The organism is Psychroflexus sediminis, assembly GCF_900099815.1.
Classification (GTDB): domain Bacteria; phylum Bacteroidota; class Bacteroidia; order Flavobacteriales; family Flavobacteriaceae; genus Psychroflexus; species Psychroflexus sediminis.
The window spans coordinates 32,231-54,286 of record NZ_FNCW01000005.1 but is presented as its reverse complement, the minus strand read 5'-3'; the positions used below and the strand labels follow the sequence as shown (position 1 = coordinate 54,286).

General features: G+C 38.0%; 17 protein-coding genes and 1 tRNA gene. 12 read left to right on the top strand and 6 right to left on the bottom strand.

Annotated features, from left to right (window positions below; all coding sequences use genetic code 11):
* Positions 1-7 precede the first annotated feature (7 nt).
* Complete coding sequence (locus BLP81_RS05965) at positions 8-343, top strand: DUF202 domain-containing protein (protein WP_093367029.1); 336 nt, start codon at positions 8-10, stop codon at positions 341-343.
* Here BLP81_RS05965 and BLP81_RS05960 read toward each other — a convergent pair.
* The 4 genes from BLP81_RS05960 to BLP81_RS05945 form a co-directional block, all read right to left on the bottom strand.
* On the bottom strand, positions 318-2,105 hold the full coding sequence (locus BLP81_RS05960; protein WP_093367026.1) for an SLC13 family permease: 1,788 nt from the start codon (positions 2,103-2,105) through the stop codon (positions 318-320). The two genes, BLP81_RS05965 and BLP81_RS05960, sit on opposite strands and share 26 nt — an antisense overlap.
* A 165-nt stretch (positions 2,106-2,270) precedes the next feature.
* On the bottom strand, positions 2,271-3,386 hold the full coding sequence (locus BLP81_RS05955) for a sensor histidine kinase (RefSeq protein ID WP_093367023.1): 1,116 nt from the start codon (positions 3,384-3,386) through the stop codon (positions 2,271-2,273).
* 38 nt (positions 3,387-3,424) lie between these two features.
* Positions 3,425-4,195: a LytR/AlgR family response regulator transcription factor gene (locus BLP81_RS05950; RefSeq protein WP_093367020.1), complete on the bottom strand. Its 771-nt coding sequence runs from the start codon at positions 4,193-4,195 to the stop codon at positions 3,425-3,427.
* Positions 4,192-5,265 carry a sensor histidine kinase gene (locus BLP81_RS05945; RefSeq protein WP_093367017.1) on the bottom strand — a complete coding sequence of 358 codons (1,074 nt, stop codon included), beginning with the start codon at positions 5,263-5,265 and terminating at the stop codon, positions 4,192-4,194. The genes BLP81_RS05950 and BLP81_RS05945 overlap by 4 nt, the downstream gene beginning before the upstream one ends.
* 296 nt (positions 5,266-5,561) lie before the next feature.
* On the opposite strand from BLP81_RS05945, the gene BLP81_RS05940 reads away from it, so the two are divergent.
* Positions 5,562-7,982, top strand: coding sequence for a TonB-dependent receptor (locus tag BLP81_RS05940; protein WP_093367014.1), 2,421 nt, complete (start codon positions 5,562-5,564; stop codon positions 7,980-7,982).
* Positions 7,983-8,724: 742 nt separating this feature from the next.
* Here the strand turns inward: BLP81_RS05940 and BLP81_RS05935 are convergent.
* Positions 8,725-8,798, bottom strand: a tRNA-Arg gene (locus tag BLP81_RS05935).
* A gap of 63 nt (positions 8,799-8,861) precedes the next feature.
* On the bottom strand, positions 8,862-9,311 hold the full coding sequence (locus tag BLP81_RS05930; RefSeq protein WP_093367011.1) for a GatB/YqeY domain-containing protein: 450 nt from the start codon (positions 9,309-9,311) through the stop codon (positions 8,862-8,864).
* Positions 9,312-9,443: 132 nt separating this feature from the next.
* Between BLP81_RS05930 and BLP81_RS05925 the strand changes: the two genes are divergently transcribed.
* The 10 genes from BLP81_RS05925 (at position 9,444) to BLP81_RS05880 (ending at position 21,970) form a co-directional block, all read left to right on the top strand.
* On the top strand, positions 9,444-10,247 hold the full coding sequence (locus BLP81_RS05925) for a sulfite exporter TauE/SafE family protein (protein WP_093367009.1): 804 nt from the start codon (positions 9,444-9,446) through the stop codon (positions 10,245-10,247).
* A gap of 287 nt (positions 10,248-10,534) precedes the next feature.
* Positions 10,535-12,037 carry a sodium/pantothenate symporter gene (locus BLP81_RS05920; RefSeq protein WP_245686423.1) on the top strand — a complete coding sequence of 501 codons (1,503 nt, stop codon included), beginning with the start codon at positions 10,535-10,537 and terminating at the stop codon, positions 12,035-12,037.
* Positions 12,034-13,560 carry a class I adenylate-forming enzyme family protein gene (locus tag BLP81_RS05915; protein ID WP_093367004.1) on the top strand — a complete coding sequence of 509 codons (1,527 nt, stop codon included), beginning with the start codon at positions 12,034-12,036 and terminating at the stop codon, positions 13,558-13,560. Before BLP81_RS05920 ends, BLP81_RS05915 begins: the two co-directional genes overlap by 4 nt.
* A complete protein-coding gene (locus BLP81_RS05910) occupies positions 13,538-14,467 on the top strand; it encodes an alpha/beta fold hydrolase (RefSeq protein ID WP_093367001.1) in 930 nt (309 codons plus the stop codon). Before BLP81_RS05915 ends, BLP81_RS05910 begins: the two co-directional genes overlap by 23 nt.
* Positions 14,467-15,897: a hypothetical protein gene (locus BLP81_RS05905; RefSeq protein WP_093366998.1), complete on the top strand. Its 1,431-nt coding sequence runs from the start codon at positions 14,467-14,469 to the stop codon at positions 15,895-15,897. The genes BLP81_RS05910 and BLP81_RS05905 overlap by 1 nt, the downstream gene beginning before the upstream one ends.
* Positions 15,898-16,061: 164 nt before the next feature.
* Positions 16,062-18,515, top strand: coding sequence for a TonB-dependent receptor (locus BLP81_RS05900; protein ID WP_245686422.1), 2,454 nt, complete (start codon positions 16,062-16,064; stop codon positions 18,513-18,515).
* Between the two features lie 8 nt (positions 18,516-18,523).
* Entirely contained in the window at positions 18,524-19,318 is a 795-nt protein-coding gene (locus tag BLP81_RS05895) for an alpha/beta fold hydrolase (protein ID WP_093366992.1), read from the top strand.
* A complete protein-coding gene (locus BLP81_RS05890) occupies positions 19,311-20,081 on the top strand; it encodes a 3-hydroxybutyrate dehydrogenase (RefSeq protein WP_093366990.1) in 771 nt (256 codons plus the stop codon). Before BLP81_RS05895 ends, BLP81_RS05890 begins: the two co-directional genes overlap by 8 nt.
* A gap of 385 nt (positions 20,082-20,466) precedes the next feature.
* Positions 20,467-21,144: an aspartate/glutamate racemase family protein gene (locus BLP81_RS05885; protein WP_093366987.1), complete on the top strand. Its 678-nt coding sequence runs from the start codon at positions 20,467-20,469 to the stop codon at positions 21,142-21,144.
* Positions 21,145-21,229: 85 nt separating this feature from the next.
* Positions 21,230-21,970 (top strand): ZIP family metal transporter, encoded by a 741-nt coding sequence (locus BLP81_RS05880; protein WP_093366983.1) that lies wholly within the window; start codon positions 21,230-21,232, stop codon positions 21,968-21,970.
* The last annotated feature ends 86 nt before the right edge of the window (positions 21,971-22,056 follow it).

Below are 22,056 nucleotides of genomic sequence, written 5' to 3'. Positions count from 1 at the left end.
ATTAACAATGAAAAAATTTAGACGATTCAGAAGTGACTTCAGGAATAATGAAAAAATTATCCTGCGCGATTTTTTGGCCATGGAACGCACCACGCTGGCCAATGAGCGAACCTTTTTTTCTTATATCCGTACGAGTTTTTACCTGATTATCGCGGGTATAGCTTTTGTAAAACTGAAAGATTTTGAACCTTTGAGCTGGGTAGGCTATGCCTTATTTTTTATCAGTGCTTTTTTATTGACGTTTGGCATTATTCGCTATCAGCTTTTACAAAAAAAATTGAACCGATTTTACGATGATTCTGAAATAGAAGAACGCTTTAAAACGGATAAAAATAAGGAATAAGGATACTGGCTACTATCAAAAATGTAAAGCTGAGTGGAGCACCTACTTTGGTGAAGTCAGTAAACTTATATTTACCGGCACTAAAAACCATAGTGTTGGTCTGGTAACCAATTGGCGTCATAAAACTCGCACTTCCAGCTATGGCAATAGTCACTAAGAGTGGTAAAATATTGGTGTCCAGGCTGGTTGCAACGGAAAAGGCAATAGGCACCATTAATGCTGCAGAAGCATTGTTACTCATGGTTTCTGTAAGCAAAGCTGTGAATAGATAAAAAAGAGCAACAATCAGCATTTGGCTTTCGTACTGACTGGTAAAATTCAAAAGCAGGTCACTGATATTTTTAGATAGACCACTACTTGACATCGCAGCACCGAGACTCAGTGAACCTGCTAAGAGAAAAATCACTTTCCAGTCTATCGCCCTGTAAGCCTCCTGCATGCTGATTACCCCAAAAATGTTCAAGACGACTACTCCTGCAAAAGCAGAAATCACCAAAGGCAGGATATTAAAAGTAGCCAATAGAATGACAGATACAATGACTGAAATTGTAATGTAAAGCTTCTTAGGATCCAGATCGCTTAGTATTTTTTCGCTCACGGAGATAAATGGTGAATTTCGTTTTTTTTGGCTCTCTTCCAAAAGCTGATACCCGTTTTTGTTAGTCAGTAGAACTAAAATATCACCGGCTTGAAGTTTAACTTCTTTCAAATCTGAGAGTTGCTTTTCACCTCTCTGGCGAATCCCAATAACATTTGCGTTATACCGGTTGAGAAAATCGACCTCTTCAAGTTTTTGACCAATAATTTCAGAATTTGGTAAAAGGATAATTTCGACCATACGGGTTTCTTCATCAGGAAATTCTTTATCCTCAAAGTCTTCTGCAAGACTCAAATAATCATCTTTAATTAATTTATTGATTTCCTTAAGTGAGCCTTCAATGAGCAGGGTGTCTCCTTGTTTTAGTGCTTTAGATCGATCCGGATCTTTTTCAGTGTCGCCATCCCTTTTCAGCAATTTGATCTCGATGTCATTTTCCTCGATGAAATTATTTAAAGTCAATTCTTTCTCTTCAGATTTTTCTTTTAAGCTAACCTCAGCCAGGAACTGTTTAATTTCTTCTTCTTCCTCTTCCATTAAGTCTTTGGTTCCCATATCTGGTAACAGATAACGACCAATAAAAATCACATAAAGAACCCCCACGATTAACAGGCAAAGTCCCACAGGAGCAAGCGTGAACATTTCGAAACCTTCAAATCCCCTGTCGGATGCCATCCCGCTTACGAGGAGATTCGTAGACGTGCCGATCAATGTGCACATCCCTCCAAAAATGGCTAAAAAGGAGAGCGGAATGAGGTATTTGGAAGGGGAACGTTTGAGTTTTTTTGTGGTTCTGTTCACGACGGGGATAAAGGTTGCAACCACAGGTGTATTATTTATAAATCCCGATATACCCCCAACCATAAGGGCCATGCTGAGTATCGATTTGGAGTATCCTTTACTTAGTAATTTTTCCATAAACGGACCTAGAAAATCGATTAAATTCGATTTGATCAAGGCCTGGCTAAGAATGAACATGGCGGCTACAGCCAGAGTAGCCTGATTGGCAAATCCTGAAATAGCCTCACTCGCATCGACGACCCCGGTAATGACTAAACTGACCATGATGCCAAGCGCTACCAAATCTATTGGAATAGATTCCTTCATAAAGCAGAATATACTTATCGCAATAATAGTAAGAGTGATGTAGGCTTCTGTAGTCATGTTTTAAAATTTAAAAAACCAAAAGTGAAAGTTAACGAAAATGATTTGACTCGCTAAGTTTTTCTACACTTTGTAAGTACGTATTCGAGTTATCTAAGAATAGGATTGCCCCGATGCGTTAGTAAAATTCCTTAACAATCAAAATGGATTATTGATGCTATTTTATCACATCCTTTTCTCGAGTTTTAGAAGTGGAAGACTTACCTGTGTACCGGTTTTGGTTTTTTTAAGTTCAAGGTTTCGTGTTGTAAAATACCCATAGCGTTTATTGAGGTTTTTCAAGACGGAATCCATGGATACGTTTGTATGGAGCGGAGTATTAAAACCGATTTTTAAAATGGATTGTTGGTCACTTGCATGGATTGTAATAAGCAGAATGGCCTCTTTTTCAAAGCGAATACCAGTGATGAAATTTTCAATAAGGCTTTGAAGCGCACCGGGGGGCAAGACGTGTTGTGCTGCTCCTTTTTCAATTTCCATTTTAAAACTAATCTTGTCTTTGAAACGGCAGTGGAGGAGATAAAGATAATCCTTCAGCTTTAAGGCCTCGTCTTCCAATGATATCAATTCTTCCTGTCGATTCAAAAAAGAGCGATACACATTGGATAAACGCTCCACAAATTCTTCAGCCTGTTTTGGATTTTCCTGAATGAATTTATCTAAAAAATTCAGGCTATTAAACAAAAATTCTGGATTGACCTGATCTTTCAGATTTTCCAGGTCAACTCTGAATTTTTCCTTTTGTAACTGTGCGCGCTGTAGTTGTTCCTTTTGTAACTGTTTGCGAATGCGCTGCCTTTCCACAAAATAGTAAAAGAATAAACCAATAATGGCATGGATGATAAAGCTCCTGCGCACTTGATCGGGACTGAAGCCCAGATTGATATCATCCTGGACTGAGTTGATAAAAAGAAGCGCCAGCCAGAGTGGAAAAAGTCTTACCAGCAGGGTTAGCAGTACGGTGGTCACCACTACTGTGAAACCCTCAATAAATTTGACATAAATTTTCTTTACTCTGCTTAGAAAAGCCGAATGCACCATTCGACTTATCCAGGGATAGATCCAAAATAGAGCAAGGATGTATAAGAAAGAAAAAGGGAGTTCAATAGCATCGGTTATATCTAAATCACTTATAAATGTGCCCCGGATGATAAACGAAAAAGACAAATGTATAGATATAGTTATGATGGCTGCAATAGCAATGCGGCGAATCCAAAACGGAAACTTATTCCATACGGATTCTGGAGATTGATTTTGCTGACTTACTTGATTTGCTTCCATCCAAGTCTTATATTTTCATTTTACTTAAATACGTTTTTCTATTGATCAAGCCATTTCTTAAATAAATTGGACTTATTGCTGCTGATGATAATATCGTCATGACCTGCAGGATTCAGTTCCAGTTTCAAACGTCCTTTGAAATAAGAATGCGCTTCTTTAACTGAATCGATATGTACAAGGTACTGGCGATTAACCCTGAAAAAAGAATTGGAGTCGGTGTCTTCAGTTAGCTCCTCTAAGGTTTGGTTGACAATATAGCGTTTACCTTTGAAATCATACAGGAAGACGACGCCGTCTTCAGCTTGAAAATAAGCCACATCCTTTGAGGGTATGGATACGAGTGTCTGACCGCTTTTGGCGAGAAACCGTGATTTTTTCAGGGTCTGTGTTGAGGTCGCTTCCGTATTCGCCAATAGCTTTTTCAGGTTATTCAGTTCCTCAACTACCTGATGTTGATACAAATCCTCGAATTTTTTAATGGCTTTACCGACCTCTCTTTTTTTGATAGGTTTTAAGAGATAGTCGATGCTGTTCACTTTGAAGGCTTCTAAGGCGTATTCATTAAAGGCGGTCGTGAAAATAACAGGGCAGCCCGGATCTATTTCTCTAAATATTTCAAAACTGTTACCATCAGAGAGCTGTATGTCCGAAAAAATAAGGTCAGGTGAAGGATGGCTGCTAAGCCAGTCTATAGAATCTTCTACAGAGCTTAATGAAGCGAGAATAATTACCTGTGGCCTTAGCTCGAGAATAAGTTCTTCAAGGGATTCAGCGGCGTGCTGTTCATCTTCTATGATTAGGATCTTCATTGTTTTTCAGCTTTTAATAATGGAAGCTTGACCGTAAATTCGGAGCTGTTCTCTTTTAATTCTACCTCCTGGTTGGAAAGAAATCGGTATCTTTTTTTAATATTTACCAATCCACTGCCCGTGGACTTAACCCCTTCTTTCCGGGGCCTGATGTTATTATGGACCACAAGCTTTTGATGCTCTGTAAAAACAGAGATGATGAGCGGATTTCGGATCGTAGACGCATTGTGCTTAACTGCATTTTCTACTAGCATTTGCAGGGAACCCGGAGGCAGCTGGCAGGATAGATACTTGCTTTCCACATCGATATCAAACCTGATGTTAGAGCCAAATCTTGTACTCAAAAGATAGATATAGGCTTTAGTCAGTTCTAACTCTTTTTCCAGGGGAATCAGCTGTTGATCGCTAAAATCAAGAAAAGCCCGATAGACATCAGATAACCTGTTCACGAATACAACCGCCTGTGCTCGATCTTTTTTGATGAGTGATCCTAAAACGTTTAAAGAGTTAAACAGAAAATGAGGATTGACCTGGTTTTTTAAATGCTGGAGCTGAGCCTGAAAATTCTCTTTTTGAAGCTGAGCAGACCTGATGAGTTCTGCCTGAAATATTTTTTGACTTTTTTCTCGCTCTACGAAAAAGTAAAAGAAGAGAGAGAAAAAACAGGTTAAGACATAGGCAGTTCGCAATTGCTCAGGAATGGGATCAACATCTGGATAAAGAAGATTGAATGGAATAAAAAGAACTAAATGAAGCAATAGTAACGAAATCAAAACCACTGTTAGAATTTCGATGATGGCTTTGTGAACTGGCTTTCTTTCTAAGAAAATTGAAGAATTGAAATAATCTGAAATTTTAGAATGAGACCAAAAAAGGCTGAGTAGAAAGAGAAAAGTTAATAAAATCTCCTGGGGGATGATTTGTTTATAAATAAGTTGCCCCTCATGATCATACAGTAGCGAACCATAATGAACAAGAAGTATAATTGCATTTAATAGCACAGTCGTCAATAAAGCAATGCCTATGATTCTGAAAAATGAAGAAATTTTAGACTGGCCTTTTTTGGACATATAGGTTGAATTGAAATACTTATTTCAAGAGCTTACGGGCATCTGTATCCATAGCATTTTTGGTAAATATAAGTATTATTCTTTTTTCTTAAAATAGGATAATAACAAGAAACAACTCCTCTGGGTGAAAATTGTTGTAATGCAATTAACTAGTGCTTCAGATTTAACCGACTTATATACCGATTCATTCCTTACATATCCCGTTTCACAGAAAAAGGGTTTCAGCAGTGGAGATGTCGATACATCTTTGTCGTATCAGCTGAAATAAAATTGTTTAACCCTAAAAATTTAAAGTGATGAAAACGTATCGAACACTACTCATTCTCATAAGCTTACTTATATCAGGTGCAGGACTTGCTCAAGGAAAATTAACAGGCCTTGTCCAGGATGCACAAAGTGAAACTATACCTTTTGCCAATGTGGTGGTTCTTAAGGTAAAAGATTCTACTATCGTATCAGGCGGTGCAACAGATATGAATGGAAATTTTAATATTGATACTCCAGAAGATGGAGCTTATTTTCTTGAATTTTCTACCATCGGATTCCAATCGGTAAAAACCGAAGCATTCAAAGTTGAAAACACGAGTTTTCAAAAGGATTTTGGTGTAATCACCTTACACGTTGAGGAAAATTCTCTTGACGAAGTCTTGGTGATTGCCGAACGTCCCCGCATAGAAGTGAAGGCCGATAAACTGGTTGTTAATGTGGCAGGGACTGTGATGGCTTCTGGAACATCCGCTTACGAAGTGCTGGCCAAGTCTCCCGGAGTCTGGCTGGACCAGAACGGAGATTTGCAACTCAACGGAAAAGCAAACGTTGCGGTGATGATTGACGGACGTCCAACCTATCTCTCTTCTAATGAATTACAGAGCTTACTGAAAGGTATGTCCTCAGAAAATATAAAAAACATTGAGATTATAAGCAATCCTTCTGCCAAGTATGAAGCGGAAGGGACGGCTGGAATTCTTAATGTCATTCTTAAAAAGAACAAGCTCAGCGGTATGAATGGTAGTGCATATGCCGGATATGAGTACAACGGTTTTTCCTTATATAATACAGGCATCAACCTGAATTATAAAAAAGGGAAATGGAATTCTTTTGTGAATCTGGATGCTTCCAAAGATGGCAGATTCAGAGAACAGACGATCTTCAGAACCTTTGACCTGGAAGAAGGTGTAACACGCATCAATCAAAATGGAAAAGAAACCAGATTTTTTTATACTCCTTCTCTTCGAATGGGAACAGATTATGAAATCAACGAAAGGCATAGTGTAGGGGTGACGGGAAACTTAACCTATCAAAATGGTGAAAATGACTGGGACAATGAGGTTACCCTCAACCCTGCTGCAGGTGCCCCCTCTTTTATCGATGCCAGAAACCATTTGGAAGATGAGTTTTATAACGCCTCTATGAACATGCATTACCAGTGGAAACTGGATACTGTAGGCTCAAATCTTTCTGCCGACCTTGACTATGTCAAGCTCAATAAAGATGTCAATACGACCTTTACCAATGTATTTACCTTCAGCCCGTCTGATAGTGAAACGGAAAGACTGGGGACTGATAATTTTTCTGAATATGATATCTATGCTGCCAGAGTGGATCTTGGGTTGCCTTTGCCAAATGCTGCTAAACTGGAATTTGGAGCTAAGGCAAGTCAAGTGAAGTCCAGAAGTACGCTGGAATTTTACGAAATCATAAACAATGAGCGTATAATAGACCCGGACCTTAGTAATAGATTCTCATACGATGAAAATATCTATGCCGCTTATGGTAGTTTTAGTAAAAAATTTAACGAAACCTGGAACCTTCAGGCGGGTCTTAGACTCGAGCAAACCGTCGCCGAGGGATATTCAGCTACCTTGGATAAGAGGACGCCTCGTGAGTACTTGGACTTATTTCCAAGTCTTTTTGTGCAGCAAAATATTTCTGAAGATTACAAGGTATCTTATTCCTTAAGCCGCAGGATTACAAGACCAAATTATGAAAGACTGAACCCCTTTATTTTTTATCTTGATCCGTATTCTTACGTAGAGGGTAATCCTGATTTAAGACCTCAGTATACCAATTCGTTTCAGCTTACGCAAACCTATAAGAATAAATACAATCTGATTCTAGGCGCACAATATTCTAAGGATTTTATTATAGAGGTTCCTATTCAGAATGAAGAAACCAATCAAACGGCTTTTGCTTTTCGAAATATAGATCGCAACAAAAATTTTAGTGCGACATTGATAGCACCACTTAGAATCACCAAAGGCTGGAGAATGGACAATAACCTGGTGGCTTCCTATCAGTATTTCAATACTCAGATCAATGGAGAGGAATTAGAAAACGAACAGTTTTCGATTATAGCGCGATCCAATCATCAAATCAGTTTACCCTATGATATTTCATGGGAGATTAATGCGTCTTATACAAGTCCTATGGCTTATGGATTATATAGGATTAAAAGCAGATGGGGGATAGATACAGGTTTCAAAAAATCATTTATGCAGGATAAGCTGGATGTCAACCTGGCTTTTACAGACCTGTTCAGAACCCAAACCATAACGGCAAGTTCACGAATCAATAATAACCTGAACAAATTAAGCCAGTATATGTTTGACCAGTCGGTTCGATTAACCTTACGCTATAACTTTAGTTCTGGCAGCAAGTTTGAAAGCAAAAGGCAGGAAGCCGCATTGGAAGAGCTCAAGAGAGCAGGAGGTGATTAGCCTAGATTCGATACCCTGCATCACGAAGGAAGCTGTCTCATAGGTGAGGCAGCTTCTTTTTTTTGTCTTACTAAATCTCAGGAATCGCCCCTCATAAGTATTCGACTTTTGATTAATTCGTAAATAAGCAGGATTGCATAACCATTGTCGTCCCCCTTTGCAAATAGAAAACCACGGACTAGCGTCCTGATTCTTTATGTTAATTAAAACCTTAAGGTTATTTAGGGAAGGTCAAAAAATCTAAAGCCTGTAGCCTAAAACCTAATACCTCTTGTTTGCAAGGATTCACTACGTGCATCCCAAAGCGTTCCGCTTTGAAAATTAAAAACCACGGACTAGCGTCCTGGTTCTTAAAGTTCACTAAAGCCTACCGCCTAAAACCTCTTGCTTACAAGGATTCACTGCGTGCATCCCAAAGCGTTCCGCTTTGAAACTAGAAAACCACAGATTAGGATTCCGGTCAAATTATTTTTCTAAAATCTCAAATCAAAAATCTAAACCCTACCGCCTAAACCCTAAGACCCCATGCTTGCAAGGATTCACTACGTACATCCCAAAGCGTTCCGCTTTCGCTTGTATCTGTAACAAAGAAATTCATTATGAGCAAAAGCGTGGTTTTCTGCTTGCTGTGTTCATCGAGGATTCGCTTCGCGCATCCCAAAGCGTTCCGCTTTGAAAATACTTCAAACAAAAAAACGCTCAAGTAAACTTGGCGTTTTTTCTTTTTTGAAGTATTTATTCGTGACCGCGGAGGGATTCAAACCCCCAACCCTCAGAGCCGAAATCTGATATTCTATTCAGTTGAACTACGCGGCCTTCAATCTCCGTGTTCACGGAAATCTGTTATTTTGAATTGCAAAAATACAATACTATTCTGCTTTAAGACAAGTTCTCTTTAACGATTTTGGAAATTGTTTTGCCATCTGCTTTTCCAGCCAGGCGCTGAGAAGCTAAACCCATTACTTTTCCCATATCTTTCATAGACTCAGCTCCGGTTTCAGCGATGATGGCTTTCACTTCTTTACTGATTTCCTCCTCGCTTAACTGGGCCGGCAAAAATTGCTCGATGATTTTAGCCTCTTCCAATTCGGCATCAGCCAAATCCTTGCGGTTTTGCTCCAGATATAAGTCGGCACTGTCTTTTCTCTGTTTTACCAGTTTTTGAACCAGTTTCAGCTCCTCAGCTTCAGTCATCTCCTCTTTGCTAGAAGTGGCCGTTTTAGCTTTTAAAATTTCACTTTTTATAGATCGTAAAGAAGCCAGGGCGACCGTGTCTTTAGCCTTCATCGCTTCTTTCATTTTTTGCATTACCTCTTGTTCTAGTGCCATTTCCTATTTTTTTGCTAAGATAAATAATAATCTTTCAAAATCAATTTAAAGCCCTACTTTCAATGTAACCAAAGTTACTGCCCGGGCTTAGGTCGAGTTCTATCTTTGCGTCTTAAAAATGTAACTTACCACATGGAAATAATAGAATTACTAGGATATTTTGGGGCACTTGTCATAGGTGTAGTACTTGGATTAATTGGTGGTGGCGGATCTATTCTTACTGTTCCCGTGTTGGTTTATCTGCTTTCCGAAGACCCGGTTACCGCTACAGCCTATTCTCTTTTTGTAGTAGGAACAGCAAGTCTTGTAGGAGCGCTTAGGAATATGCAAAAAGGCCTCGTCGATTTTAAAACAGCCACTGTTTTTGCCATCCCTGCCTTTATTGCCGTTTACCTCACCCGTAAATTTGCCATTCCGGCCATACCCGAGTCCATATTTACGGTTTCGGGCTTCGAAGTGACCAAGGACATAGGTATTATGCTGTTTTTTGCACTCATTATGGTATTGGCCTCCTATTCCATGATCAAAGACAAAAAGGAAGAACTGGAGGAAGCCGAGGTTGAGGTGAAATACAATTACCCGCTTATTATTGTTGAAGGTATTGTCGTGGGTTTCCTTACAGGAATCGTAGGGGCAGGAGGGGGCTTTCTTATCATTCCTGCCCTGGTATTACTGGCCAAACTCCCTATGAAAAAAGCAGTAGCCACCTCATTATTGATTATAGCTGTCAAATCTTTGATTGGTTTTCTTGGAGATGTTCAAAATATGGAGATTGATTGGGTCTTTTTGGGAATATTTACAGGACTTTCGGTCGTCGGAATTTTTGTGGGCATCTGGCTGAATAAATTTATTGACGGCGGTAAACTCAAAAAAGGCTTTGGCTGGTTTGTCCTGCTCATGGGCATATACATCGTTTATAAAGAATTTACACACTAGTATTAGTATGTGAAGCTATTCCCGCTATACATTTCAAGTCCGCCCCCCCCCAAAAAAAAAGCCTTGGGGGTTGCGGGCTTTCCATTGCTATCGGGGGCTATTAAATATCATAATTTTTGAATTTTTCATCTGAAATTTTCAAATAATTAGGCTAATGAAAGTCGCGGAATTTTATTTGCACGCTATATATGGCTTCAGATTCTTTTACAGGCTTATATTTGATTAAGTCACACTTTCAAATTTTCTTTGTGAATAGGTAGATTCGACAATTACCTCTAATTTCACTTTTGAAATTAATACTATATATGTTTGCGAGCGATACCTGGTCAACTTACGTGACTATTCTACTTATAATTTATGCGATAGTTATCATTTTCTTTGTGGTAAGAGGTATGATAAAAACGAAAGACATCAACGATTTCGCAATCGGAAGCAAAGGCTTTCCGGCCTGGGCTGTAGGCTTGTCACTCGCAGCTTCCATGACAAGTGCAGCTACGTTTATCATTAACCCAGGATTTATCGCACTCTATGGTTTTTCAGGAATTATCTCTTTTGGGATCGTAATGCCGATCGCTATTTTCGCTTCGCTTATCTTTTTTACCAAAGCCTTTCAGAAATATGGGTCTACTGTCAAGGCAGTAACCATGGCCCAGTGGATAGGAAAGCGTTATGATAGTAAAGCCATGACCATATTTTTCGCTATTCTGTCTCTATTGTTAATCACTTTTATTGTACTTATTTGTGTTGGTCTCACACAAATCATTTCCAAATCTCTTAATATGGAACCGTTCTGGGTACTTTTAGGACTGGTAGTTTTTGTATTTGGATATATGATGTTTGGTGGGGCAAACTCTATGGTATACACGAATTCCGTGCAGGCTATCTTAATGTTTATAGTCGCTATTATGCTTTTGGCATCTGGTGCTGATTATTTCAGTGAAGGTTTTGATGGGTTTGTGTCTACGCTTAAAAATATTGATCCAAATCTGGTAGAGCCCACAAATGAAGAAAGTTTCTTATTTAGAGATTATTTCGAAATTATTTTCTGCCAGATTGTTATTGGAATAGCGATTGTCTGTCAGCCTCACATTATTACAAAAACCCTTTTTCTGAAAAGTGAAAAGTCAGTAAATCAATATCTGGTCATCGCTATCATTTGCATGATACTTTTCTTTTTGGTAGTCATCGTTGGATTGTATGCCAGAATTCTCTTCCCTGATCTTACTTTAAACGGTGATCCGCTTCAGATGGATGAGCTGGTTTCTGCCTATGTTGTAAAAACTTTCACTGCTGGTGCCGGGGTTATTATTGTCGCAGGATTAATTTCAGCAGGTCTATCAACACTTGAAAATTTAATTCAGTCGCTTTCTACTACGATAAGTACAGACCTTATTACTCCTCTTTTTCCGGTTGTAAAGAAGATTAGTGGAGTGACTTTGAATAAAATCGTCATCGTAGCTTTAGCAATAGCAAGTTTTCTGCTGAGTTATGATCAGATAGAGAATCCTAATGTGAGTGTTGCCATTTTTGCGCAAAATGGGGTTTATGCCTATTTTGCTGCTGCTTTTGTACCGGTCCTGTTTGGAATATATTTTAAAAAAGTGAAAAAAACCGCCGTCTTTATCGCTAGTTTTTCTGCTGTTGCACTTCATTTTATAATTTATTACGGAAGAATTACAGAATATATGCAAGAGCCAGTAAATAATCCTGGAGTATCTGCTGCCATTGCAATTGTAGTATCTTTTCTGATCGCTAATTTTCTATATTTGATAAGTAAAAAGAAAGAATGAACTACCTGGACTGGATAGCGAAATGGTCATCCTATACGCCTTATAAGAAGGCTGTGTACTGCTTGGATACTAAGCGATCTTTTTCCTATATGGAACTTCACGAAAATTCTCTGAAGATTGGCAACTACCTCATCAACAGATTTCAGCTTAAACGAGGAGAACGACTGGCTGTTATAGCGGAACATTCTCCAGAATATCTGATGCTCTTCATTGCTACTCAGCGTTTAGGAATTATTCTGGTTCCTCTTAATTATAGATATACATCACAGGAAATAGGTTATTGTATAGACGATGTAAGTCCCTCACTCATTTTAGGGGATGACTTAAAATTTAAAACAAAAATACCTGAACAAAAAAACAAAATACAGGCTCAGTTTATGTCTTTTAAAAGTTTTTTTGAAAAAGCAGAAAAAGCTGACACAGATTATCCTAATCTGGACTTTAAAATAGATACAGAACAACCCATATTTATTTTTTACACCTCGGGTACAACAGGAAAGCCTAAAGGAGTAATCTATACCAACAGAATGATGTTCTGGAATAGCTTGAATACAGCTGTTCAGTTAGAAATAACTTCTGTGGATCACACCATTAATGCATTGCCGCCTTTTCATACTTCAGGATGGAATGTTTTACTGCTGCCGATGTTACACCGAGGGGCACGTGTAGATTTCATCAGTAAGTTCCAACCAGGTAAAATTTTAAGTTACATTCAGGAACAGCCTATAAGTTTATTTCTTGCTGTGCCGACAATGTTGCGCATGATGGTGAAATCCAAAGTCTTTAGTAAATTCAAGCCTAAGAAATTAAATTATTTTATAGTTGGGGGAGAAAATCTTTCCTGTAAATTAATAGATATCTGGGCCAAAAAGGGAATTCTCATGAGCCAGGGGTATGGTCTTACAGAAGCAGGGCCTTCTATTACTTCTCTGCATCGGCATGAGGCGCTCTGGAAGAAAGGCTCTATAGGAAAACCCAATTTTTATGTGGATGTGAAAATCCTTAATCATAAAAATGAAGAAGTAAATAATAATCAGGCAGGCGAATTATGCATTAAAGGTAATATTGTTACTCCGGGATACTGGAACAATTCAGCGTGTACCTTGCAGAAAATCAAAGATGAATGGTTGCATACTGGCGATATTGTGTGCAGGGATGCAGATGGATTCTTATTTATGATCGGAAGAAAAAATAATATCTATATTTCTGGAGGAGAAAATATACACCCTTCGGAAATAGAAAATATACTTTATCAAATTGATGGGATTGAAGAAGCCGCAGTAGTTGGAGTAGAAGATGAAAACTGGGGAGAAACTGGAGTTGCATTTGTGGTTCTTCAAAATCAAAAACTCAAAGTGAAGGATATCCGTTCTTATCTGAGAAAACATTTGGCTTCCTATAAAGTACCAAGAGAGATTATTATTATGGAAAAGTTGCCGAAGTCAGGACTTGGAAAAATTAATAAGAACGAATTGAAAGTCGGATTTAAAAAAATAAACAATGATAAAAAGAATTTTTTGTAGCAGCATAATATTGTGCTGGGTTAGTGCTGTTGGTCAGAACCAGATAAGTGAGATATTAAACTATGATGAACAAGTGGAAAAGATTTCAATAGAAAAAGAAAAGATTGCTTTCGTGGATTTAGGTTCAGGAGAAAAGACACTTATGTTTATTCACGGACTTTCCAGCAACTTAGAGTCCTGGAATAAGAATATTTCAGGACTTAAGGATGAATATAGATGTATAGCTCTGGACCTTCCTGGTTATGGAAAATCCACAAAAAACAGCACTGCTTATTCCTTAAAAGACTATGCTGATTTTTTAAACAGCTTCATAGAAAAAAAGAATCTTCAGGATGTCATCTTGATAGGACATTCCATGGGTGGTCAAGTCGCAGTTCAAACTGTATTAGCTGCACAGGACAATTTTGAAAAGCTAATTTTGATAGCACCTGCAGGGATAGAAACATTTTCAGAGGATGAAGTAAAATTGATGAAAGCTTCCTATAATGCTGCGATTGTAGAAAATTCTTCGCCAGAACAAATAAGAAATAACTTCAAAATGAATTTCTATCAGTTTCCCGAGGATGCAGAATTTATGATTAAAGATCGAATCGCTATGAAAGAGGCTGAGGATATGAAAATCTATGCTGAAGTTGTGGTGAATAATATTTATGCGATGCTTGATGAACCGGTAATCGACCGGCTTTCTGAGATTCAAATCCCGGTCTTAATGATTTACGGTAAAAACGATCTTTTGATACCCAATACCTATTTTCATCCTTCGCAGGACATCAGTTCCTTGGTACAGGATGCCGAAGAAAGAATATCCGATCTAAAAGTAAAACTCATAGACGCAGCCGGACATTTTGTAAACTTTGAGAAGTCGGGGGAAGTTAATGAAGAGATTGCTGAATTCTTGAAAAACTAGTGAAATCTAAGCTTAAAATATTCATTGATTTTGCTGAAGGGATTCTTCCTCATGAGGCTTCTTATCTTTTGAGGGATAATAAAATAAGGGATGAAGAAAAGGAGTCTATTCTAAATAAAGTATGTGATAATGCCAGTTCATTAATCTCTTTTCAGGATTTCGATGAGAATATTGACAAAAGAAAATATGCCTACATCAAAAAATGGATCGCAAAAAAACTGGAAAATGCGGATGTAGACAAACACTTGAATTACCTCTCTGTAACTGAAAACAAGATTCTAACCGATACAATACAACCTGTGGAGGAAGAGGTTTTGTTAAATCAAATCAATAGCTATACTCACACTTCGTTTTATTTTCAGAAATTCTATGAACTGGTGAGGGAATATCAGGATTTTCTTCTGATACGTTTCCGCTATCAGGATTGTAAGATCACCGAAAGTTTTTTAAGAGATCATAACGCGTTTTATCTTAAAACAGTAGATGTCAAGGAGCAGCTTTTTTTTGCAACAAAAGATTTAACACGTCAGTATACCAGCGGTAGCCTTGATACTAAACATTGGGAGGAAAAACTCTTGGCGTTCATGCGCAGTGAGCAATTAGATGGTCTGAACAGGTACAATGCTTTTGTTCGGTTGGTGTTTTTGTATTTTAATTATAAAGAATACGATAAGGCAAAAAAAGTTTTTGACCAGGTAGATGCCTATTTCAAGCAGGGTCTTATGTATTCCAGAAGAATTCTCTTTAATTATTATGCAAACCGAGTCATACTTCATTCCAATCTTGAGGATTTGGACAAGGCTGAATATTATGCTCATCTATCTATAAAACAAGAAAACAGTGATAAGCTTTTTTATTTAAATAACCTTATCGCTATTCTGCTTAAGAAAGAAAAAAATGAAGAGGCTCTGGATTTAATGAAGAGTAATTATGACCTGTTCAAAAAGACTCATAATCATCACCAAAAGCTAGGCTTTGCTACCCATTACATCCGCACTTTGGTGAGGAATAAACGGCTTGATGTAGCTGAAAGTTTTGCTAAAAATTTTATAAATAATAACAATCAAAATGTATTTGAGCACAGGTGGAGGCATTTTTTTTCAAATTACTTGATGTTGTTAACGGCCAAAGAGAAATTCGGGTACGTTTTAAAAATTGCTAGAAAATACAACTTGATAGAAAGAGAGACCGAGGTAATGCATCTTGAGGATTTTATTCCAAAGATTCACTGGTATTGTATACTTGCCAATTATATGGAGGGAAATTACTCTGAAGAAAAACTTAAAAAAGAACTTCTTAAGACTGCTGAAAACACTGATAACTTCACAAAAAAGGGACGTTCAGAATTCTTTCGTTTTGTAGAAAGGCTATCTTTCAGTTTACCTACACTATTTTCCTCGATAAAGTCGCACTTGTTCTCAGATCAGTAAAATTAATGTGTTGTCTTACAAAGAATCCTTTTTATTTCTTTAGTCACATAAAGCAATCTTTTTTTCTCTTAATAAAAAACTAAGACCAATTCCTAATTTGGTCTTAAATTAATTTAAACTTTAATCTTATGAAGATACATTTTTCAATGTTATTTTGTCTGTTTATGAGTATAACCTCATTTGCGCAAAATACAACTGTGCGTGGTACTGTTCTGGAAGCAGGTACTCAAAAGCCACTTAAAGGAACTAGCGTAGTGCTTAGAGGTACCAATGTTGGAGCTGTCAGTGATTCTGAAGGGAAGTATATGCTTAAAAACATTGACCCTGGGACCTACGTGCTAGATGTTTTCTATATTGGTTATGAAACTGTTTCTCGTGAGATCGTAATCAACGCGGGAGATGCTCTGGTGGAGAATTTTAGTCTTTCTGAGTCATCTGCCATGATTGATGAGGTTGTGATCTCAGCAAACCGAAGACCACAGAAAGTAACCAGAGCCCCGGCTACAGTTAATATTATAAACTCTGAAGATATTGATAGGTATGCTGGTAATCCTGCAGAATTGGCTGCAAGACAAAAAGGTGTGGATTACGTAAGAACCGGTGTGCAGGGAATTGGCCTCAATATTCGCGGGTTCAACTCTGCTTTCAATAGTAAGAATTTACAAGTGGAAGACGGTAGAATTTCCTCTCTTATAGCTACTGGTTTACCATTTGGAAGTTTCTCTACCATTACCAGGGATGATATAGAAAGAAATGAAATCATTTTAGGACCTAACGCTGCACTTTATGGCCCAAATGCTCATAACGGATTAATAAGTACCATTACTAAAGATCCTAGATCTTCTGAAGGGACAACAATCGCTGTTGCTGGAGGAAATCAGGAGCAATTCAATGTGCGCGCTCGTCACGCTCAGGTTGTAAGTGATAAATTCGCGTTCAAGGTCTGGGGAGAAAGACAACAGGGAGAAGAATTTAACTATGTAGATTCTGTATATGTGGGAACTACAGCTTATCCCGAATTGGAATTGGATAGAGATTTTTCTGTGACAAGATATGGAGCTACTACCTATTATTCATTTAATGAGAGAACAGACCTTATTGCTTCTTACGGCCATAGTAATAATAATAGCCTTGGTGTCACCAACGCAGGTAGAAACCAGATTAAAGACTGGAGCATTGACTATGCTCAGCTAAAATTTGTTTCACCACGTGTATACGCAAATGTTTATCATCACTGGAGTAATACAGATGATACTTATGCTATAAATCAGAGAACACAGAATTATGTGTCTTTCATCAATAATGGTTTTAGCGAAGAGGAGGCTAGAAGTCGCTCTTTTACAGAGTCTTTTTTTCCAATCGCTGGGGCTCCGGGAGGTGGAGTTACATTACCAAGAGGAGCGGTTTTTAAAGATGCTTCGCGAAGATTGAATGCAGAGGCACAATATAACAACCAGATTGGTAATCTTCTGTATGTAGCCGGTGCTCAGTTTCAACAGGATAGAGCAGATTCACAGGGAACTTATTTATTGGATCAGGATGGTGCTATTATAATAGACCAAACAGGATTTTATGGTCAGCTTGAGTATAATATCGAAGATATAGACCTTGACATTCTTTTAGTGGGGAGATATGATAACCATGAACTTTATGGCGGGAACTTTATACCTAAAGCAGCTCTTGTTAAAAACTACGACTTTGGAAGTTTCAGACTTACGTACGGTAAAGGTATTGCAGCTCCATCAATATTGAACTTGAGCGGAAATCTTTTTGGAGGCCTTGTTTTGGGTAATGGAGAAGGATTTACACTTCAGGATGGAACACAGATTCCGGAATTAAGCGTTGAAACAATACGTTCTCTTGAAGCAGGCTATAAAGGGAAGTTATTAGGAGACAAACTTTTTGTGGATGTAAACGCTTATTATAATGTTTCAGAAGATTTTCTAAGTCCTTTGCTAAATATTGCTCAGCCAGGTAATCCTGTTGTTTCAAGAGGCGGAGTACCAATAGGAGATGTTACTCCAGGAGCCAACGGCGGATTTGTTCTTACTTATCTCAATTTTGGAGAAGTGGATACTTACGGTGCAGATCTTGGTCTTAACTATTACCTGAATGATAGAAACAGGCTGGCTTTTAATTATTCTTATTTCGATTATACCTTAGATGAGAGTGATCCTGCCAATGACGCTAACAAGGACGGTATAGTAACTAAAACCGATTTACCTATCAACACGCCTAGACACAAAGCAAATCTGGGTTACTATTATACCGGAGATAAATTTTTTGGATCTATTTTCAGCCGATGGGTTCAGGAATATGACTTCTTCTCAGGAATTAATGTAGCAGCAGAAACTCAGGATATCGATGGAGATGGCATAAATGAAATTGTAGAAAACGCTAGGGTTGGAAGAACTTGGAACTATGGTCCGCTTGGAGGTTTTGTAAATTTTGATTTGAATCTTGGTTACAATATAAATGATAACTTAACTCTTGGTGCTTCTGTAACCAACATCTTTGATTCTGAAGTGAGGGAGTTTGTGGCATCACCGTCTATCGGAAGATTGTATCTAGTAGAATTGAAATATCAGTTCGGACAAAACAAAAGAAACAAAATGTAAATTCATATATGATCCGAAGCATTAAACTTAGCAACGGCATAGAAGTGGAATACCTTGACAAAGGTGAAGGAGAAGCAATTCTTCTCCTTCATGGTCTAGGTTCCACAAAAGCTGACTGGGACTTTCAGATTGATACGCTTTCTAAGTATTTTAGGGTAATAGCACCAGATCTTCGGGGTCATGGAAATTCATCCAAACCAGAAAAGAGAGAGGAATACGGAGTTTCTCTTTGTGCAGAAGATAATGTTCTTTTGCTCAAAGAACTTAAAGAAGACCAGTGTGCAGTTCTTGGATTTTCTATGGGTGGAGCAGTGGCCTTTGAAATGGCAGTGAATCATCCTGAATTAATCTCTAAACTCATCATAGTCAATACAGCTCCAGATTTCAACGATTTAGGCGACATGGGTGAAGAAATGATAAGGGAGCGAACAAAGATTTTAAAAGCTATTGGAATTGAACCTTTAGCAAAGCAAATAGCAGAAAGCATGTTTCCCGAAAATGAACAGATTGAACTTAGAAATGTGTTTTATGAAAGGCTAAGAAAAAACCCTGTAAGTACCTATTTCAACTCATTTATTACTCTTATGGAATGGGGAATAGGGGAAAAGATAAAAGGTATAGAAGTCCCTACATTGGTCATTGCTTCAGATCAGGATTATACGCCTGTTTCTTCAAAAGAAGCATATTCCAAAAAGATAAAAAACTCTAAGCTTGAAGTGGTTAGGCGGTCAAGACATGGGGTAACCATGGATCAGCCTACGGAATTTAACAGGATAATTTTAAACTTTTTAACTAATGTCTAAAACAGCTTTGATTACTGGAAGTACCAGTGGAATTGGTTATACTATTGCTGTTGCTTTTGCTCAAGCTGGCTATAATATCATGTTTCATGGTCTGGAAGAAAATGGTACCAAACTAGCAGGAGAAGTAACCGAAAAATATAAGGTAAAAACAGATTTTTCTAATGCAAACCTGATGCATCCAGAAGAAATTGAAAAACTCATAAAAGCAACATTAGAAAAATTTGATACAGTGGATGTGCTTATCAATAACGCAGGTATTCAATATGTTTCACCAGTTGAAGAATTTCCTTTGGAAAAATGGAACTCTATCATCGCGGTAAATCTTACTGCAGCTTTTATCGCTTCAAAAGCAGTATGGGCTGGCATGAAAAAGAACGGTTTTGGTAGGATTATCAATATTTCATCGGTGCATGGTCTTAGAGCTTCTGAATTCAAATCTGCCTATGTCTCAGCAAAGCATGGTATAATAGGTCTTACTAAAGTACTCGGCCTGGAAGGGGCAGGCTCCAATATAACCTGCAATGCTATTTGCCCGGGCTATGTAAAAACCCCGCTGGTAGAAGGACAGATAAGAGACCAGAGTAAGGCACATGGATTATCTGAGGAGGAAGTCGTTCAAAAAGTTATGTTGAAAAAGCAGGCAGTGAAGGAATTTATTCCTGAAGAGAAAATCGCAGAACTCGCTTTATTTTTGGCAGCAGAGAACTCTTCGGCTATAACAGGATCTTCGTACACGCTTGATGGCGGCTGGACATCTCAATAAATAATTTATATTCTTATTCTAAAAGCAGGAAATCTTTTCCTGCTTTTTTATTTTATGGGATGATGAGAAGTCATACCAAAATTATTGACCCCCTATAATTGAAAGACAGTAAATCTTCAGAGAATTACACTCTGAAATTTTCCTGCACTTTTTGCTTTAAAAGCTTCACTTTTTACCATGGATTTATAGTAACTTAAGTTACCATAAAGATAGAGGAGTAATCCTAACTTGCAGAATTAAATTTCACAATAGATAATAAATCCTGTTTGATTTATTATCAGCTTTTTGCTTAACAGCTTTGGTAAGGTCTTTCTTAATAAATATTTTAAAATAAATAGGGTTTTGAGGGAAGACAGATGTAGAATAATTATTTAAAACTTTTAATATGAAACGGTTAGGACTTATTGGAGGAACCTCTTATCACTCCACTTTAGAATATTACAAGGCCATCAATGCTCAGGTCATTGCGCAAACTGAAAACAATTCCAACCCGGAACTTTTGCTGTATAGCATTCCTATAGATGTGATGCGGCGACAGCAGCAGGATGAAATAAATTCGGTATACCTAAGGGTTGCCCAAAAACTCCAGGAAGCTGGTGCTGAAGCTATTGTGATTTGTGCCAACACGCCCCATATGGCTGTAGAGTACGTTCAGCCTCAAATCGAAATCCCTTTTTTACATATTGGTGATTCGATTGGAAAAGAAGCGGTGAAACAGAATTACAAATCCTTACTGCTGCTTGGAAACCGACCAACTATAACCAAGGCTTTTTTAAAGGATTACCTTATCGAGAACTACGATTTAAAGCTTATCATTCCAGAAGAAGAAGCCATCGAAAAGTCTCATTATTTCGTTTCCAATGAATTGACAAAAGGAAAATTTTCTAAAGAAGCCAAAACATTTTATAAAGAACTTATTAAAAAGCATCAGCATGAAATCGATGCTGCCATTTTGGGTTGCACCGAATTACCCATTTTGCTCAAAGATGAAAGTTCAACAACGCCTTTTATTAAAACGACCGATTTACACATTCAATCGGCAGTAGAGTTTATTATAAATTAGTAAATTGTCTGATTTCGAACTTTTTGAATGCTATAAGAATTTAATTTGTTTTTGATCCTGATGAACATTCGATACTATTGAAGTTATGTTTGACGAGACTGTATTTAGAGTTTTTTTATACGCCTTAATCACTGCAATTACGACGGGTTTTGGAGCAATTCCCTTCTTTTTCGTGAAAAAAATGCCCAAGAAATGGCTGGGCTGGTCCGGTGGAGTAGCATCGGGAATTATGCTGGCCGCCAGTTTTCGGCTGATTAATGAAGGCATAAATTATAATCTTTACAAAACAATTATTGGAGTATTGATAGGTCTGGTTTTTATCCTTTTAAGCCAAAAATGGCTGTCCAGTCATGAAAATCTTCATGTTGGTAAGCTAAAGGGAGCCAATGCAAAGAAAGCATTGATGATCATTGGTGTGATGACTATACATTCATTTGCAGAAGGCGTTGGGGTAGGCGTGTCTTTTGGGGGTGAAGAAGGATTTGGTGTTTTTATGTCTGTTGCAATTGCTATACACAATATTCCTGAAGGTTTAGCCATCAGCCTGGTGTTAATTCCCAAAGGCATGAGTACATGGAAGGCTGCAGGCTGGAGTGTAGTCTCCAGTTTGCCGCAACCACTTTTAGCTATACCTGCGTTTCTGTTTGTTTCCGCCTTTAAGTCGTTCCTGCCCGTAGGATTAGGCCTGGCGGCCGGGGCCATGATTTGGATGGTCTTTTCAGACCTTGTTCCAGATGCCCTGGAAAATGCCAAAAAGCAACAGGTTGCCACCATAGCTACCGTTTCTATAGCCCTGATGATGCTCTTTCAGGTTTTGATGGAATAATATGTATTGAGTTTCATGCCATTATTCAGAGATGCTGATGTATATCTATCCAGAGAACATGTAGGTCATTAATCAAATTTATTTCT

Bases quoted from the DNA above. Each gene is read 5' to 3' on its own strand.
- BLP81_RS05890 (WP_093366990.1), top strand. From the start codon at position 19,311: ATGTCTAAAACAGCTTTGATTACTGGAAGTACCAGTGGAATTGGTTAT.
- BLP81_RS05930 (WP_093367011.1), bottom strand. From the start codon at position 9,311: ATGGCACTAGAACAAGAGGTAATGCAAAAAATGAAAGAAGCGATGAAG.
- BLP81_RS05950 (WP_093367020.1), bottom strand. From the start codon at position 4,195: ATGAAGATCCTAATCATAGAAGATGAACAGCACGCCGCTGAATCCCTT.
- BLP81_RS05960 (WP_093367026.1), bottom strand. From the start codon at position 2,105: ATGACTACAGAAGCCTACATCACTCTTACTATTATTGCGATAAGTATA.
- BLP81_RS05900 (WP_245686422.1), top strand. From the start codon at position 16,062: ATGAGTATAACCTCATTTGCGCAAAATACAACTGTGCGTGGTACTGTT.
- BLP81_RS05915 (WP_093367004.1), top strand. From the start codon at position 12,034: ATGAACTACCTGGACTGGATAGCGAAATGGTCATCCTATACGCCTTAT.
- BLP81_RS05945 (WP_093367017.1), bottom strand. From the start codon at position 5,265: ATGTCCAAAAAAGGCCAGTCTAAAATTTCTTCATTTTTCAGAATCATA.
- BLP81_RS05940 (WP_093367014.1), top strand. From the start codon at position 5,562: ATGAAAACGTATCGAACACTACTCATTCTCATAAGCTTACTTATATCA.
- BLP81_RS05910 (WP_093367001.1), top strand. From the start codon at position 13,538: ATGATAAAAAGAATTTTTTGTAGCAGCATAATATTGTGCTGGGTTAGT.
- BLP81_RS05925 (WP_093367009.1), top strand. From the start codon at position 9,444: ATGGAAATAATAGAATTACTAGGATATTTTGGGGCACTTGTCATAGGT.
- BLP81_RS05885 (WP_093366987.1), top strand. From the start codon at position 20,467: ATGAAACGGTTAGGACTTATTGGAGGAACCTCTTATCACTCCACTTTA.
- BLP81_RS05965 (WP_093367029.1), top strand. From the start codon at position 8: ATGAAAAAATTTAGACGATTCAGAAGTGACTTCAGGAATAATGAAAAA.
- BLP81_RS05955 (WP_093367023.1), bottom strand. From the start codon at position 3,386: ATGGAAGCAAATCAAGTAAGTCAGCAAAATCAATCTCCAGAATCCGTA.
- BLP81_RS05895 (WP_093366992.1), top strand. From the start codon at position 18,524: ATGATCCGAAGCATTAAACTTAGCAACGGCATAGAAGTGGAATACCTT.
- BLP81_RS05880 (WP_093366983.1), top strand. From the start codon at position 21,230: ATGTTTGACGAGACTGTATTTAGAGTTTTTTTATACGCCTTAATCACT.